The following is a 15,439-nucleotide window of genomic DNA, read 5'->3' as shown; positions in this document are numbered from 1 at the left end:
TATAACTATTTATTCATAGTTGGGAGTGCATCTCATGACAGGTTATTTATGTTTGGAAAACGGAAGCATCTTTAAAGGGGAAGTCATTATGGAAGGAAGTGATCCCATTCAGGGTGAGATTGTATTTTTCACGGGAATGACTGGGTATCAGGAAGTACTGACGGACCCTTCTTACAAAGATCAGATCGTTGTTTTCACTTACCCTCTCATCGGTCAGTACGGAGTGAATGAGGATGATTCAGAAAGCGATGAGCCTCAGGTGAAGGGAGTGATCATGCTCAATTTGCCAGACACATACTCCCATTATCATGCGACTTCTTCCTTGAAGGATTATCTGGAGAAGTGGAAGATCCCGTTCATGACAGGGGTGGATACGAGAGAGGTTGTCAAGGCGATCCGTGAAGGAGGAAGCCAAAATGCCTGTATATCCTATACAGAAATGGTTCCCGAAAAGGAAAAACTGACAGGGCAGATCGAAAAGGTAGCGCTAACGGAAATTCGTCAGATGGGAAGTGGGAGCAAGCATATTGCTGTCGTCGATTTCGGTGTGAAGAAATCGATTGTAAGCAGTCTTTTGGAAATGGACTGTCTCGTTACAGTCATTCCGTTTCGCCAATTGGAGATGTTGGACCAGTTGAGCATCGATGGCCTGGTGTTATCCAACGGCCCCGGGGACCCGAAGGAAATGATGACATTGCTACCCCGACTGAAAGAGAAAATCATGGGAATCCCGACCCTCGGCATCTGCCTGGGTCACCAATTGATCGCCCTTGCCCTCGGCGGGGACACGGAACGACTATTATTCGGGCACAGGGGAGCGAATCATCCCGTCATGGACCATCAAACGGGTGAGGTGTTCATCACTTCGCAAAATCATAATTATGTGGTGAACAAGGAAAGCCTGGTCGGTACCGGCCTTGAGCCACGTTTTATCAACGTGAATGATGGCTCACTTGAAGGACTTCAGCATAAGGATAAACCGATCCTATCCGCTCAATTCCATCCTGAAGCGCGTCCGGGACCTGAAGATGCATCGTGGATCTTCAAGCAATTCTATCAATCGATTAAACAACCAGGGAGAGAGAAACTATATGCCTAAAGATTCCAGTATACAGAAAATCCTGATCATCGGGTCGGGACCCATCATCATCGGGCAGGCCGCTGAATTTGATTACTCCGGTACACAAGGGTGTCTTGCCTTGAAGGAAGAGGGCTATGAGGTAGTCCTTGTAAACAATAATCCCGCCACCATCATGACGGATACCGCTTACGCCGACAAAGTGTATAGTGAGCCGCTTTCGGTCAAATCTGTGACGGCCATCATCGAAAAAGAACGCCCCCATGGGTTGGTGGCAAGCCTGGGTGGGCAGACTGCCTTGAATCTTGCCGTCAAACTGGATGAGAAAGGCGTTCTTGCCAAGAACGGTGTAAAGCTTCTTGGTACCTCGGTTGATTCCATTCAAAAGGGAGAGGATCGAGAGAAGTTCCGTTCGTTAATGGAGGAGCTTGGGCATCCGACAGCTGAAAGCAGCATCGTTCATGATTTGGAAGGGGCACTGACTTTCTCTGAACAGACTGCCCTCCCAATCATCGTCCGTCCTGCCTATACGTTAGGGGGAAGAGGCGGAGGGATCGCTTCTACGATGGAGGAATACAGAAAGCTCGTCTTATCCGGACTGAAGGCAAGCCCCATCCATCAAGTCTTAGTGGAAAAAAGCATCGCCGGCTTCAAAGAGATCGAGTATGAAGTGATGAGAGATTCGAAAGGAAATTGTATATCGGTCTGCAATATGGAAAACTTCGATCCGGTAGGGGTCCATACAGGGGATTCCATCGTCGTCGCTCCGTCCCAGACCTTGACCGATCTGGAGTTCCATATGCTCCGTACAGCGGCATTTGATATTATCAGTGCTCTTAAGGTAGTGGGAGGATGCAATATACAATTTGCTTTAGACCCTAACAGCAAACAGTACTATGTGATTGAAGTGAATCCCCGTGTAAGCAGGTCTTCTGCCCTTGCATCAAAGGCAACGGGCTACCCCATCGCCAAGATCGCGGTGAAGATTGCTGTCGGCTACACATTGGATGAGATCATCAACCCGTTGACAAGGACCACCTACGCAAGCTTTGAGCCTGCCCTGGACTATGTCGTGGTAAAGTTTCCGAGGTGGCCGTTTGACAAGTTTCCTGAAGCGAACCGGGTGCTCGGGACAAAGATGAAAGCAACGGGTGAAGTGATGGCGATTGAGCGTTCACTGGAGGCAGCTTTTCAAAAAGCTGTTCAATCATTGGATATATCAGTAGAGAACATCTATAGAAGACTTAGTGATGTGTCGGTCAGAGGCTTGGAGGAAAAGATTGAAGTGCCGACGGATTCACGGTTCTTTGAACTGATGGAGCTGTTAAGAAGAGGCAGTTCGGTTGCCGATCTTCATGATAAGACGGGAATCGATAAACTGTTCCTGTCGGTTATGAGTAATCTGGTGTCTGTAGAAAAAGGGCTTCAGGGCATGCCGTTTACTTCAGAACTTTTGAAAAAAGCAAAAGAATTCCGATTTGAGGATAAAGTCATCGCCGGATATACGGGGAAGTCAGAAGCGGATATCACCACGATGAGAGTGGAAGAGGGTATCGTCCCTGGGTTCAAAATGGTGGACACATGCGCAGGAGAATTTGAAGCCATCACGAACTATGCTTATTCGACCTACTATGGCTCCAATGAGATAAATCCTTTGGCTGGAGAGAAAAAAGTCCTGATCGTCGGGGCGGGGCCGATCCGGATCGGCCAGGGAGTCGAATTCGACTACAGTGCCGTCAAGGCGATCCAGCGTCTGAAAAAGCATGGATACACGACGATCATGGTGAACAATAATCCAGAGACCGTCAGCACCGATTATGAGACGGCGGACCGATTATATTTTGAACCGATTACGTTTGAATCCGTCATGTCGATTATCAAACATGAGAATGTGGATGCTGTCCTTGTCCAATTTGGTGGGCAGACGGCGTTGAACCTGGCAGGAGTGCTTGAAGAAGCAGGTGTGAAATTACTCGGCACCTCTAACGATAAAATTGATACAGTGGAAGACCGGGAGCGATTTTATCAATTGCTGGATGCTAAAGAAATTCCACGTGTGAAGGGAGAGATTTGCCACAGCAGGGAAGAAGCCCTGCAGGTGGCACGTCATCTAGCCTTCCCTCTTCTGTGCCGCCCTTCCTACGTCATAGGGGGCAAAGGCATGGTGAAGGTGAATACACCGGAAGAAATGAAACGTTTCATTCAGGAAGCAGAGAAAGAGTATTTTCCTATATTAATAGATGAATTCAAAGAGGGACAGGAAGTGGAGATCGATCTTGTCGGGGACGGTGTCCATGCATATGTTCCCGGTGTGATGGAGCAGATTGAACGGGCTGGTGTCCACTCGGGCGACAGCATGTCCATCTTCCCTTCGGAATCCCTTTCTGAGGAAATGAAAGAGATCATCGAAGGATATGCCAATAAGATCGTCTCCGCGCTTCAGTACAAAGGGATTATGAATATTCAATTCCTGCTGCAAGATGAACAGTTATATGTGTTGGAGGTGAACCCAAGGGCTAGCCGGACCGTCCCGATTGTCAGTAAGATCCTTGGCTTTTCACTGATGGATATGTCCATCGATTTGATATGCGGGGAGAACCTGACGATCGACGCTTTTGAGACTCCTTCCAAGGTGGATGGGGTTGGAGTGAAGTATCCCGTATTTTCATCCCACGCCATGCCGGAAATTGATCAAACGCTGGGCGCAAATATGAAGTCGACTGGGGAAGGGCTGTGTCTGGGTGAAACCGTCGAAGAAGCTTTATATAAAGTGTTCGAAGAAGCTCATGAAGGTGTGGAAGCCGGCGGGACGATCTACGTCGACAGCCCCCACGCAGAAATAAGTCAGTATCAGACAGCCCCGGATGATATATTCAGTGATTGGATCGAAACAGACACTGCCTGTATCTATTACAGTGATGGGGAATCCGAAGTAATGAAGAAGAGAAGGATCGTTGCCTTAGAGGCAGGGATCATTGTCATGACCGAAGCGGAAACCTTGTACGCCTTCATTCGGAGTAAGAGCGCAGTCAATGTTAAACCTAAGCCTTTAGTCCATTCAAAAATCTTGCAGGGAGTGAACGGAGCATGATGAAATCAAACATCGCATCGATACCATATAAGCTGTCTTTAAAAGGAAGAGATCTTGTCACATGGCTGGATTACACGGCGGAAGAGGTACATGAGCTTTTGAACGTTGCTCAGTATTTGAAGAAAAACCCACGATCCAAGAGCCTGGAAGGAAAGATCCTCGGAATGATCTTTGAAAAGTCGTCCACGAGAACACGGGTGTCATTTGAAGCGGGAATGCTTCAAATGGGTGGGCATGCCATCTATCTGAATTCCCGTGATATCCAGCTTGGAAGAGGGGAGTCCATTGAAGATACGGCGAGGGTCCTGTCCTCCTACGTGGATGGAATCATGATCCGTACGTTTGAGACAGAGAAAGTGACTCAGTTGGCTGCAAGTTCAAGCGTCCCCGTCATCAACGGGCTCTGTGATACGTATCACCCCTGCCAGGCGTTGGCGGATGTGTTGACGATCCTTGAAACAAAGGGGACGTTAAAAGGAGTGAAGGCAGTGTACATCGGGGACGGAAACAATGTGGCACACTCCTTCATGATCCTTTGTGCAAAGCTTGGAATGGACGTCGTCGTTTCTTGTCCGGAAGGGTATGAGCCGAAAGCGGATATTATTGGTAAGACGGTTGAACTGGCCGCCAACAGCGGAGTGAGTTTTACGCTTACTTATGACCCGATCGAAGCGGTCAAAGGGGCTGATGTCGTCTACACCGATGTGTGGGCAAGTATGGGGCAGGAAGAAGAAGCGCTAAAGCGTCTTGAAGATTTTAAAGGGTATCAAGTCAATGAAGGGCTGCTTGCACACGCTGCACCCGATGTGACATTCCTCCATTGCCTTCCTGCCCATCGTGAAGAAGAAGTGACGGCAGACGTCATCGACGGAGCACATTCCGCGGTGTTTCAACAGGCGGAGAATCGACTGCATGTCCAGAAAGCGATCTTGCAATCTCTATTTGTATAAAAGCAAAGGGTTCGCTCACTTTGAAGAGCGGACCCTTTTAGTTGCCTGAAAGTATCTCCTTAAGAGAAAATGGGACAGAACCAAATGGACACATGTAAACATATAGTGTAGGGGAAACTGTATTAAGACGTTTTGGAGGTGCAGTGTTTTTGAGTAAACCAAGCATAGATGATTATCTGGAAAACGGAATGTACGGTCAGAAGCAAACCAAGCCCGATGAAAGAAGGAAGTTTCTTGGTAGCCTCAGAGAGCGGATCGTCATCGCTCTGACCCAAAGTCAGGTGAGGGAAAAGGGAGTATATAAGGAAGTTCAGGATCGGATGAAGCAGCATCCTGATGCGAAGCTTTTATTGAATGGAAATATGAGCTATACCTTTTTATCAAAATACATCAAGCTTGCCGATGCGCATCATATTCCGTTTTCCATGGTCACCAATAAGGATATCGAAACGGAAATCGGCCTCGTTCTCGCCTATGATCATGCCATTGATCTAGAAGAGATCTATGTACAAAAACAAAGTGAAAAAGTCAGCGAATCTAAGCCGAAGCAAAAGAAAAGCCTACTTTCATCAATTAAAAATAAGCTTTTCTAATTGTGTTTGCCCTTTTGGAAAATGGAAAGCTTGAACAATCCTTTCAACATGACCGGGATGACGAAAAGAATGAACAGGATACGGAATAAATGATACCCCGTAATGATGGAAAGGTCGGCATCGACAGCTTGCCCGACCAGTGCCATTTCGGCCATGCCACCGGGGGCCAGGCTGATAAATGCGGTCAGGAATGATATGTCATGCCATCGGCTTAATAGCACACTGAGACCTGCACAGCATAAAAGCAGGCAGAGAGAAGTAAATAACGACCATATGATAAACTTGCCCATCGATCCCGATGACGAGAAATTCATCATGAAGCTAAAGTAAATGCCTAAAGATAGCTGTGCCAGGATAATGAGAAGACCTGGCATATGGGGAACCGGCCATTCAGCCACCATGAAGCCTCCGATCACCAATATCGGACCAAGTAAGGCAGGGGTGGGCAAGTGAATTTTTTTAGCCAAAATGCCTGCTGCGACAGCGATCGTGAAAAAAAGGACGAACCCCCATTGAATAACAGGTAGCTCAAACGACTGTGCGGCAGTTCCGGTCCCTGCTCTTTCGCCGGCCAGGAGTGGACTGAACACAAGGAACGGTACGACAAAGATGACAGACAGAAGTCGGATGACCTGTAGGATCGTGACGACCGTCAAGTCGATATTCCTCATCTCTTCTCCAAGAGCCACCATTTGTGAAAGTCCACCGGGAATGCTGCCGGTAATGGTCGAGGGCAGACCGATCCCTGTCATGTGCGATGTAATATAAGCCAGGATCATGCTGAAAACGATAAGGGTAACCGTTGTTGCCAGCATGGACGGTAGCTGAGTGAAGATTTCAATCATGGTTTGCTTGCTGAAGGACTGCCCGATGGTATAGCCGACAATGACCAACCCAATATCCCGGAAGTATGATGGCCAGGCAAGTTCAAGCTTTGTCCATTTGTTGATTAGAAAGACCGAAACCATCGAACCGAGCAGCCATGAGAGGGGAAGATGGAGGAGGGTGAAAACCGCTCCGCCTATGATCCCTGCTATTAAGGCTGATAGAATAGGATACATGTAGACAACCCTTTCGATATATGTACTCTATTTAAGGGTAATCAAACGGGAGAATGGAAGCAACTGGTCCGCTTATCCCAGAGTGAGATATCGTTCGGGATCAAGTCTGCTGCCCTCAGCTACAATGGCTGTCATACCTGTATCTGAGCCGGATTCATGCATTTCGCCTTTCTGCCAGAACACGGCCATTCCCGGTTCGACCTCAATCTTATCTTCTCCTTCAATCCTGACCCAACCACTTCCCGACGTAATCATCAGAAGCTGATCGCACATGGCGGGATGCATTCCCAGTACACTGTTTGCTTCTAAATAAAAGTATCCGATCTGAAATGGCTCATCAGGCTTTAGTAAAGGATGGATCGTCACATTTTGACTGTTGAATTTTTGAACGGATTTTCCGGTATTTTGTTTGAAGCTGTATATTTTCATGGAATCACCTCTTAAAGTATAGGTTCGATATGGGGTTGGGAAATCCTTTATATTGAAGGTTAGATTTATCCATTTTATGGGAAGTTACGCAATTATACATAATAATGACGCAATAAATAAAAAAACGACGCAATTAAGCGTGAAAATGACGCAATCAAAGCCTGAAATGACGCAATCCTCCTCGTACTGGACCATATTGACAGTCTTCCTTTCATTAATTCTCCATAAAGTCTCTTCTGCATAAGGGATTTCATCAATATTTGGATCGGAGTTACTCAAATAGACGTTTTTTTCATCCTATTGCAGGAGTAGGAAGCTTTATAAAAAAAGAAAATGTGAAATCCGGCACGATCATTTGCCCTCCGCATGATTCACCCAGGAAAAAGTTCCGAATCACGGGACCGGACCATCATCAGTATGCGTGACCGACCCACACATCGAGCTCAACTAAATGTTTATCATTTATTCAGATACTCCCACCCAAGGTCCGTCCCTCATAAAATCACACCCTTCACTGATTTCGTGGTAGAATGGAGGGAAGTATGGACAACCCGTATCATAGTTGCTTTCATGAAGCGAATTTTGGTATTATCAATAGTATTGTGAGTGTTCGAACATATACGGAGGTGAAGAAGATGTCTAGAATTTCTGAAGAGCAGGTGAAGCATGTTGCGCACCTTGCACGACTAGCCATCACTGAAGATGAAGCGAAGAAGTTTACGACCCAGCTGGATGCGATTATCGGGTTTGCCGAGCAGCTGAATGAATTGGATACATCGAATGTGGAAGCAACAAGTCACGTACTGGATATGAAGAATGTGATGCGTGAAGATAAGCCTGTTAAAGGCCTGCCACGTGAAGAAGTATTGAAGAACGCACCAGACAAACAAGATGGACAAGTTCGCGTTCCATCGATCTTGGACTAAGGAGGGGACCTCATGTCATTATTTGACCATAAATTATCAGAGCTTCATGAGCTTTTACATAAGAAAGAAGTTTCTGTCACAGATCTGGTAGACGAGTCGTACAAACGAATCGACGCCGTTGAAGATAAAGTAAAGGCATTTTTAACACTGGATGAAGAGAATGCCCGCAGTAAAGCGAAGGAAATGGATTCCAAACTTGGGACGGATGAAAGTAAAGGTCTTCTTTTCGGAATGCCGATCGGGATCAAAGATAATATCGTCACAAAAGGTCTTCGTACCACTTGTGCAAGTAAAATCCTTGAGAACTTCAATCCGATTTATGATGCGACGGTCATCAATAAATTACATAGTGCCGATACGATCACGATCGGTAAATTGAATATGGATGAGTTTGCGATGGGTTCATCTACTGAAAACTCCGGTTTCCAGAAGACGAGCAATCCATGGAATCTTGAAACGGTCCCAGGTGGATCTTCAGGTGGTTCCGCAGCATCCGTTGCAGCAGGGGAAGTACCATTTTCATTAGGTTCCGATACTGGTGGATCGATCCGCCAGCCGGCCGCATTCACGGGTACTGTCGGATTAAAACCGACATACGGACGTGTATCCCGTTTCGGGCTTGTGGCATTTGCTTCATCTCTTGACCAAATCGGACCAATCACTCGTAACGTTGAGGATAACGCGTACTTACTGCAAGCCATCGCTGGACTTGATCCGAATGATTCGACTTCAGCCAATGTGGAGGTTCCGAATTATGCGGAGGCTCTTACAGGCGATGTAAAAGGGCTTAAAATTGCTGTACCGAAAGAATACTTAGGTGAAGGTGTCGGGGAAGAAGCCCGTCAAGCTGTGCTTGCTTCACTTAAAGTATTGGAAGGCATGGGAGCGACATGGGAAGAAGTTTCTCTTCCGCATTCTAAATTCGGTGTGTCTACTTACTACTTGTTAGCTTCTTCTGAAGCGTCTGCCAACCTTGCCCGTTTCGACGGTGTTCGTTACGGCTACCGTACGCCGAACGCAGAGAACCTTCTTGATCTTTATAAGAAGACACGTGCGGAAGGCTTCGGGGACGAAGTGAAGCGTCGTATCATGCTTGGAACGTTTGCTTTAAGCTCCGGTTACTATGATGCTTATTATAAGAAAGCTCAACAGGCGCGTACGTTGATCAAGAAAGACTTTGAAGATGTATTTGCGAAATATGACGTCATCATCGGACCTACAACACCGACGCCGGCTTTCAAAATCGGTGAAAAAATCGATGATCCATTAACGATGTATGCGAACGATATTTTAACGATTCCAGTGAACCTTGCAGGGGTACCGGGAATCTCAGTACCTTGTGGATTCTCTTCAACAGGACTTCCGCTAGGTCTTCAAATCATCGGAAAGCATTTTGACGAAAGCACGATTTATCGCGTCGCTCATGCATTTGAGCAAGCGACAGATTTCCATACAAAAAGACCACAACTGTAAGGGGTGAAATCAATGAACTTTGAACCAGTAATCGGACTAGAAGTCCACGTAGAATTAAAAACGGACAGTAAGATGTTCTCTCCGGCGCCGAACCACTTCGGAGCAGAGCCGAACACAAATACAAACGTGATCGACCTTGGCTATCCCGGTGTTCTTCCGGTGGTAAACAAGCGTGCCATTGAGTTCGGAATGAAGGCGGCCATCGCATTGAATTGTGAAATCGCCACGGATACAAAGTTTGACCGAAAAAACTATTTCTATCCGGATAACCCGAAAGCGTACCAAATCTCTCAATTTGACAAGCCGATCGGTGAAAATGGATGGATCGAGATCGAAGTGAATGGTGAGAAGAAACGAATCGGGATCACCCGTCTTCACCTTGAGGAAGATGCAGGGAAACTGACTCACTCAGGTGACGGTTATTCCCTTGTCGACTATAACCGTCAGGGAACACCTCTGATTGAGATCGTATCTGAGCCGGACATCCGTACACCGGAAGAGGCATATGCGTATCTTGAGAAGCTGAAATCCATCATCCAATACACAGGGGTTTCCGACTGTAAGATGGAAGAAGGATCACTTCGCTGTGACGCCAATATTTCCCTGCGTCCAATCGGTCAGGAGAAGTTCGGAACGAAAGCCGAGCTTAAGAACCTCAACTCATTTAACTTTGTAAAAAAAGGATTGGAGTATGAAATCGTCCGTCAGGAGAAAGTACTTCTATCTGGAGGGTTGATTCAACAGGAGACGCTTCGTTTCGATGAATCAACGGGTAAAACCATCCTTATGCGTGTCAAAGAAGGATCGGATGATTACCGTTACTTCCCTGAACCTGATCTTTTACATCTTCACATCGATCAAGAATGGATGGACCGCATCCGTGCTGAGATCCCTGAGCTTCCAGATGAGCGTAAAAAGCGTTATGTGGAAGAAATGGGATTGCCTGCATATGATGCCATGGTTCTGACTTTGACGAAGGAAATGTCTGATTTCTTTGAAGAGACTGTTGTAGCAGGTGCAGATTCGAAGCTAGCGTCCAACTGGCTGATGGGTGAAGTGTCTGCTTACCTAAATGCACAGCAGAAGGAGCTTGAAGAGGTCAAGCTGACACCTCAAGGCCTTGCCGGAATGATCAAGCTGATCGAAAAAGGCACGATTTCTTCCAAGATTGCGAAGAAAGTGTTTAAAGAATTGGTGGAAAACGGTGGAGATCCTGAACAAATCGTGAAAGATAAAGGTCTTGTTCAAATCTCTGACGAAGGTGCACTACTCAAGATTGTGACGGAAACATTGGATGCAAATCCACAATCCATCGAAGACTTCAAGAACGGGAAAGACCGTGCCATCGGATTCCTTGTCGGTCAAATCATGAAAGCGACAAAAGGCCAGGCCAACCCGCCGCTTGTCAATAAATTATTGCTTCAGGAAATTCAAAAACGTTAATGATAGAATAGCAAAGCCTTCTGAGAACTATGTGCTCTCAGAGGGCTTTTTTAGGGACGGACCTTGAAAATTTCAAGGTCCGTCCCTCTTTTTGTTCAAGTTTTCCTGATTTGAGTGATTATTAAGGGTTTTGTATAGGACGTTTAACCCGAGGTTGAAAAATATGAGTTATAGGTCTTTGGGCTCGTTCGAAGTGGATAATGCTTGTATTATAGTATATGTAATGTTTTAAATAGTTTGAAAATTCTTATAAAGAGGTGTTGTAATTGAAGAAAAAAGTCGTTGCATTAGGATTAACAGCAGGATTGATGATGAGTCCGGTATTGGCACAAGAAGCATTTGGAGCTCCGAGTGTGAGTGAGAAAGTGAATTTCAATTCACAGGTGGGGACTCCTCAATTTATTTCAGGTCAATTAACGAAGGCATCTTCAAAGGCTCCGGAAACCATCGTATTTGACTACTTAACGGAAAAACAAAAAACTTTCAAGTTTAAAGGGGATTCAAAATTATCCTTCAAAGTAATAGAAAAGCAGAAAGATGACTTAGGATTTACATACCTTCGCATTCAGCAGGTGTATAAAGGAACTCCCGTTTATGGATCTGTTCTGACTGCCCACGTAAATAAAAAAGGAGTTCTCACAGCATTATCGGGGGCACCTGCGGCGAACCTGGATGAGAAACAAAACCTGAAACAAACGAAGAAACTATCTAAAAAAGAAGCCGTGTCAACAGCTGAAAAGGATTTGATTAAGGCAGTAGGCAGTCAGCCTGATTATGAATACGCCCCTAAATCTGATTCAGTGATCTATGTGAAAGACGGGGAAGCGCATTATGCCTATCTCGTAAACTATAATTTCCTTGCACCTGAGCCAGGAAACTGGAACTATTTCGTGGATGCTGTCACAGGTGATATCCTTGGCAAAGTGAATGAGATCCATGAAGCAGGTAAAGGAGCCGGTAAGCCGGGCGGCGGTGGGGGAGCCGCTGGAGGGACGGACACTGTCGGTTCTGGTAAGGGAGTATTAGGAGATACGAAATCACTCAATACGTACCTTTCTTCTTCAACCTATTATTTACAAGATCGTACGAGAGGGAATGGGATTTTCACATATGACGCATCAAACCGCACACGTCTTCCTGGCTCACTGTGGGCAGACAGCGATAATGTGTTTAACGCCAGCTACGACGCAGCCGCTGTCGATGCACATTATTATGCGGGAACCACGTACGATTATTATAAAAATACCCATAACCGAAATAGCTATGACGGAAATGGTGCAGCGTTGAAGTCAACGGTCCATTATGGCCGAAACTATAATAACGCATTTTGGAATGGGCAGCAGATGGTATACGGTGATGGGGATGGTTCTACATTCGTATCATTATCAGGTGGACTTGATGTCATTGCCCATGAGCTGACGCATGCCGTAACGGATACGACAGCAGATCTGATCTATCAAAATGAGTCAGGTGCCATTAATGAATCCATGTCCGATATTTTTGGAACATTGGTAGAATTCGATGCCAATAATAATCCTGATTGGGAAATCGGGGAAGATATCTATACACCGAATAAAAGTGGAGATGCACTTCGCTCCATGTCTGATCCGGCTAAATACGGAGATCCAGACCACTATTCTGTAAGATACACAGGGACGCAGGACAACGGAGGAGTTCACATCAACAGTGGAATCGGAAATAAAGCGGCTTATCTGTTAAGTCAAGGTGGCACACATTACGGTGTGAAGGTGACAGGGATCGGAACGGCTAAGACAGGGAAGATTTATTACCGTGCCCTGACTCAATATTTAACACCAACATCAAACTTCAGTCAGCTTCGTTCGGCGGCAGTACAAGCGGCTACTGATTTATATGGAGCAGGAAGTGCCGAGGTGGCAAGCGTGAATGCTGCGTATAACGCGGTAGGTGTCAACTAAATGTGGCGAGAGGAAGAAGGGCTGTAATGGCTCTTCTTTTTCTTTATATGAACCTCGATCCAAAATGACGATGTTAGACTTGCTTCCTTTTTGCCTTCTCAAGGATCTGTTTAGCTAAGCGGTAATACGTATCGGCTTCAACCTTTGATTCAGCTCTCTTTAACTGCATCATGTAATTTTGGAATCGAAGTTTGTCGACAGACGAGACTTTCATCACAATTTTTCTCATAATGGCGCTCCTTTAGTGGACAAAATTGCGTCCAATTATCTATTCTGAATTTTCTGTAAATAATATATAATATTAGTAAATGATTCCAGAGGGTGGATAGAATGTCCTTATTCGAAGTGATCTTGTTGCCAATGTTGATGGGTGGTATTGGAGGCTTAGGACATATTCTGGTTTTCAAAAATGGTCATTTCACTTTTCCAAGAAAATTTATTGATGATCAAGGTGAAAAACATTATCTCTTTGGCTCAACGAAGGATATTATCATAGGGGTCCTGGCAGGGTATCTGTCCGTGTTACCGGTAGTGGATACAGTACCGATCTGGTATGTGATCTACATTAGTTTATTATCAGGGATCGGGGGAAGTTCCGTTATCACCAGAAAAATTGAACAGAATTTAGCAAGTACCAAAGCAACCTATATTCAAGAGCTATCTCATTATCAGCTCGAACCGACCTCTAAGGGAGGATCTACAAACCATAATGAGGTGAAACCTGTTGGCGAAGTGGAAGAAAAAAAGAATCAAGGTTGAACTGCCACCAGAAGACTATGAAAAAGCGAACCACTATCTAAAGAGACTGAAGGAGGCAGATAGCCTAGTCGAGCTGAACTACTACTACAATAAAGTGGCAAAAATAATTGAGAAATCACAGGATGTTTAAGATGGTTCAATGGAAAGAGTCGTCCTATAATCATTTATTTTAACCGAAAAATGTGAGGATGAAACTGACAATTGAGTCAGCTTTTTTTCTGTCAAAAAAAGATGTATGAAAGATATATCTCTTTTCCATACTTACCTATTTCCGCCCCCTCTGGAAGATAGGTTATAGGAGTAGCGTAACGCAGCTATTCCTTTTTTCATGAGCTTCGTCAGGGAGCAGTTCATTGGCACCTGTTCACAGAGTTGCTTTTCTTATATTATATTCCTACAGGCATAATCGTACAATTGAAATTTTAAGCGGATTTCCCTTGTGGATGAAAAGAAATATGAATATGCTAGAGAGAGTAGCGGATAGTGATTCACCGTTATGTGAACCTCTGGAGGAGGAAGAAGAATGAACTTGGAACAATGGTTTGAAAAAGGTATGACATCAAGTGAATACATAGATAATATGAATGTGCATAAAGAAAATACAGAGACCATCCGGAAGGGCTTTAGAATTCCCGTGGAGGATGTAGAAGTGTTGAATCAACTTGGAGGGCACTCATTACGTGTCTTAGTGATAACAGAGGATTGGTGTGGGGATGCCATGCTGAATATCCCGATCCTTCTGAACGTGGCGGAGGCGGCAAATCTGGAGGTTCGAATGATACTGCGGGACGAGAACCTCGAATTGATGGATCAGTATTTAACCAACGGAACGTCCAGGGCGATCCCAATATTCATTTTCATCGATCAAGAAGGAAATGAAAAGCTGGTGTGGGGCCCGAGAGCGCCTATGGTGAAGAAGATCGTGGATGATGAGCGGGCCAAGCTTCCACCGAAGGATCATGAGCTTTTCCCTGAAAAGCAGAAAGAAATGATTCAACGCCTGACCTCTCAATACTGTAAGGATAGAGGGGTATGGCAGGAAGTGTACGATAGCTTGAAGACAAGTCTGGTTCAAAACGTATTGATGTAAGTCGTTTGAAATAAAAGGAAGGCTTCGGAAGATTCCGAGCCTTCTTTTTTTAAGGATAGGGTGCTTCAATCCTGTACTCAAAATGAAATGGTAATAAATACCCGTTGGCATGGTATTTATTGCCGGTTCACGAATGTCTATATTCACGTTAATATGGTATAGGATGAGGAGTTGAAGCATCATGATTCACCAAAAGACAAATACGATAGTAATAGAAGCGCTAAATAAATTTCCCCATAAAATTCACATTAAATTGGGAGAGATCCTGCGCGAAAGAGGATTGACTCAAGGCGATCTCCATCGCTTAACAGGATTAAGAGTAGCGACGATCAATGAGTTAGTGAACTTCAAGAAGAAATCCTTAACGGTCGCTCATCTTGTATCCATCATGATCGCCCTTAGAATTACAGACATTCGTGAACTTATTGAAATAGAATTTGACCAGGAAGTACAAGACTACTTCAATGAAGAAAATCAACGGATGAAAAACGGATTCACTCCAGACCTGACCAAAACCGCCGAACAAAACGTAAAGCGGATCGCAGCAGGAGCAAACAACTAAAGAACACCACATACCAAACGGTCTTCTCAAACGGTCATCTCAGATGA

The 15,439-nt window shown here is 45.2% G+C and carries 15 protein-coding genes; 12 read left to right on the top strand and 3 right to left on the bottom strand.

What is annotated here, in order from left to right; translation table 11 throughout:
- Positions 1–34 precede the first annotated feature (34 nt).
- From KYJ26_RS14135 to KYJ26_RS14120, 4 genes are all read left to right on the top strand, one after another.
- Positions 35–1,099 (top strand): carbamoyl phosphate synthase small subunit, encoded by a 1,065-nt coding sequence (locus KYJ26_RS14135; protein ID WP_219168032.1) that lies wholly within the window; start codon positions 35–37, stop codon positions 1,097–1,099.
- The gene (locus KYJ26_RS14130) at positions 1,092–4,169 is read left to right on the top strand and encodes a carbamoyl phosphate synthase large subunit (RefSeq protein WP_219168031.1); all 3,078 of its coding nucleotides are present in this window, start codon (positions 1,092–1,094) and stop codon (positions 4,167–4,169) included. The genes KYJ26_RS14135 and KYJ26_RS14130 overlap by 8 nt, the downstream gene beginning before the upstream one ends.
- Positions 4,169–5,119, top strand: a complete 951-nt coding sequence (gene argF, locus KYJ26_RS14125) for an ornithine carbamoyltransferase (protein WP_219168072.1) — start codon at positions 4,169–4,171, stop codon at positions 5,117–5,119. Before KYJ26_RS14130 ends, argF begins: the two co-directional genes overlap by 1 nt.
- A 143-nt stretch (positions 5,120–5,262) precedes the next feature.
- Positions 5,263–5,712, top strand: a complete 450-nt coding sequence (locus KYJ26_RS14120) for a YueI family protein (RefSeq protein ID WP_374939766.1) — start codon at positions 5,263–5,265, stop codon at positions 5,710–5,712.
- Here KYJ26_RS14120 and KYJ26_RS14115 read toward each other — a convergent pair.
- Positions 5,709–6,773 (bottom strand): AbrB family transcriptional regulator, encoded by a 1,065-nt coding sequence (locus KYJ26_RS14115; protein ID WP_219168029.1) that lies wholly within the window; start codon positions 6,771–6,773, stop codon positions 5,709–5,711. The genes KYJ26_RS14120 and KYJ26_RS14115 overlap by 4 nt on opposite strands.
- Positions 6,774–6,845: 72 nt before the next feature.
- On the bottom strand, positions 6,846–7,202 hold the full coding sequence (locus KYJ26_RS14110) for a cupin domain-containing protein (RefSeq protein ID WP_219168028.1): 357 nt from the start codon (positions 7,200–7,202) through the stop codon (positions 6,846–6,848).
- Between the two features lie 635 nt (positions 7,203–7,837).
- Here KYJ26_RS14110 and gatC point away from each other — a divergent pair.
- The 4 genes from gatC to KYJ26_RS14090 all read left to right on the top strand — a co-directional run bounded on the left by gatC (position 7,838) and on the right by KYJ26_RS14090 (position 12,981).
- Positions 7,838–8,128: an Asp-tRNA(Asn)/Glu-tRNA(Gln) amidotransferase subunit GatC gene (gene gatC, locus KYJ26_RS14105; RefSeq protein ID WP_219168027.1), complete on the top strand. Its 291-nt coding sequence runs from the start codon at positions 7,838–7,840 to the stop codon at positions 8,126–8,128.
- A gap of 12 nt (positions 8,129–8,140) precedes the next feature.
- The gene (gatA, locus tag KYJ26_RS14100) at positions 8,141–9,601 is read left to right on the top strand and encodes an Asp-tRNA(Asn)/Glu-tRNA(Gln) amidotransferase subunit GatA (RefSeq protein WP_219168026.1); all 1,461 of its coding nucleotides are present in this window, start codon (positions 8,141–8,143) and stop codon (positions 9,599–9,601) included.
- A gap of 12 nt (positions 9,602–9,613) precedes the next feature.
- Positions 9,614–11,044 (top strand): Asp-tRNA(Asn)/Glu-tRNA(Gln) amidotransferase subunit GatB, encoded by a 1,431-nt coding sequence (gene gatB, locus KYJ26_RS14095; protein ID WP_219168025.1) that lies wholly within the window; start codon positions 9,614–9,616, stop codon positions 11,042–11,044.
- A gap of 308 nt (positions 11,045–11,352) precedes the next feature.
- Complete coding sequence (locus tag KYJ26_RS14090; protein ID WP_374939767.1) at positions 11,353–12,981, top strand: M4 family metallopeptidase; 1,629 nt, start codon at positions 11,353–11,355, stop codon at positions 12,979–12,981.
- Positions 12,982–13,054: 73 nt separating this feature from the next.
- Here KYJ26_RS14090 and KYJ26_RS14085 read toward each other — a convergent pair whose 3' ends face one another.
- Positions 13,055–13,210, bottom strand: coding sequence for a hypothetical protein (locus KYJ26_RS14085; protein ID WP_206852436.1), 156 nt, complete (start codon positions 13,208–13,210; stop codon positions 13,055–13,057).
- Between the two features lie 101 nt (positions 13,211–13,311).
- Between KYJ26_RS14085 and KYJ26_RS14080 the strand changes: the two genes are divergently transcribed.
- From KYJ26_RS14080 to KYJ26_RS14065, 4 genes are all read left to right on the top strand, one after another.
- Positions 13,312–13,740 (top strand): DUF4257 domain-containing protein, encoded by a 429-nt coding sequence (locus KYJ26_RS14080; RefSeq protein WP_219168023.1) that lies wholly within the window; start codon positions 13,312–13,314, stop codon positions 13,738–13,740.
- On the top strand, positions 13,706–13,870 hold the full coding sequence (locus tag KYJ26_RS14075; protein WP_179884839.1) for a hypothetical protein: 165 nt from the start codon (positions 13,706–13,708) through the stop codon (positions 13,868–13,870). The genes KYJ26_RS14080 and KYJ26_RS14075 overlap by 35 nt, the downstream gene beginning before the upstream one ends.
- Before the next feature lie 393 nt (positions 13,871–14,263).
- Positions 14,264–14,830 (top strand): thioredoxin family protein, encoded by a 567-nt coding sequence (locus KYJ26_RS14070; RefSeq protein WP_219168022.1) that lies wholly within the window; start codon positions 14,264–14,266, stop codon positions 14,828–14,830.
- A 181-nt stretch (positions 14,831–15,011) separates the two neighbouring features.
- The gene (locus KYJ26_RS14065; protein ID WP_219168021.1) at positions 15,012–15,392 is read left to right on the top strand and encodes a helix-turn-helix domain-containing protein; all 381 of its coding nucleotides are present in this window, start codon (positions 15,012–15,014) and stop codon (positions 15,390–15,392) included.
- The last annotated feature ends 47 nt before the right edge of the window (positions 15,393–15,439 follow it).

It is taken from the genome of Rossellomorea orangium, assembly GCF_019334305.1.
GTDB lineage: Bacteria > Bacillota > Bacilli > Bacillales > Bacillaceae_B > Rossellomorea.
Note: the sequence above shows the minus strand (reverse complement) of the source record. Positions and strands in the feature narration are given on the sequence as shown.

What these genes read in the sequence shown, in the direction of transcription:
- KYJ26_RS14135 (WP_219168032.1), top strand. Translation starts at nt 35, where the DNA reads ATGACAGGTTATTTATGTTTGGAAAACGGAAGCATCTTTAAAGGGGAA.
- KYJ26_RS14130 (WP_219168031.1), top strand. Translation starts at nt 1,092, where the DNA reads ATGCCTAAAGATTCCAGTATACAGAAAATCCTGATCATCGGGTCGGGA.
- argF (WP_219168072.1), top strand. Translation starts at nt 4,169, where the DNA reads ATGAAATCAAACATCGCATCGATACCATATAAGCTGTCTTTAAAAGGA.
- KYJ26_RS14115 (WP_219168029.1), bottom strand. Translation starts at nt 6,773, where the DNA reads ATGTATCCTATTCTATCAGCCTTAATAGCAGGGATCATAGGCGGAGCG.
- KYJ26_RS14110 (WP_219168028.1), bottom strand. Translation starts at nt 7,202, where the DNA reads ATGAAAATATACAGCTTCAAACAAAATACCGGAAAATCCGTTCAAAAA.
- gatC (WP_219168027.1), top strand. Translation starts at nt 7,838, where the DNA reads ATGTCTAGAATTTCTGAAGAGCAGGTGAAGCATGTTGCGCACCTTGCA.
- gatA (WP_219168026.1), top strand. Translation starts at nt 8,141, where the DNA reads ATGTCATTATTTGACCATAAATTATCAGAGCTTCATGAGCTTTTACAT.
- gatB (WP_219168025.1), top strand. Translation starts at nt 9,614, where the DNA reads ATGAACTTTGAACCAGTAATCGGACTAGAAGTCCACGTAGAATTAAAA.
- KYJ26_RS14090 (WP_374939767.1), top strand. Translation starts at nt 11,353, where the DNA reads ATGATGAGTCCGGTATTGGCACAAGAAGCATTTGGAGCTCCGAGTGTG.
- KYJ26_RS14085 (WP_206852436.1), bottom strand. Translation starts at nt 13,210, where the DNA reads ATGAGAAAAATTGTGATGAAAGTCTCGTCTGTCGACAAACTTCGATTC.
- KYJ26_RS14080 (WP_219168023.1), top strand. Translation starts at nt 13,312, where the DNA reads ATGTCCTTATTCGAAGTGATCTTGTTGCCAATGTTGATGGGTGGTATT.
- KYJ26_RS14070 (WP_219168022.1), top strand. Translation starts at nt 14,264, where the DNA reads ATGAACTTGGAACAATGGTTTGAAAAAGGTATGACATCAAGTGAATAC.
- KYJ26_RS14065 (WP_219168021.1), top strand. Translation starts at nt 15,012, where the DNA reads ATGATTCACCAAAAGACAAATACGATAGTAATAGAAGCGCTAAATAAA.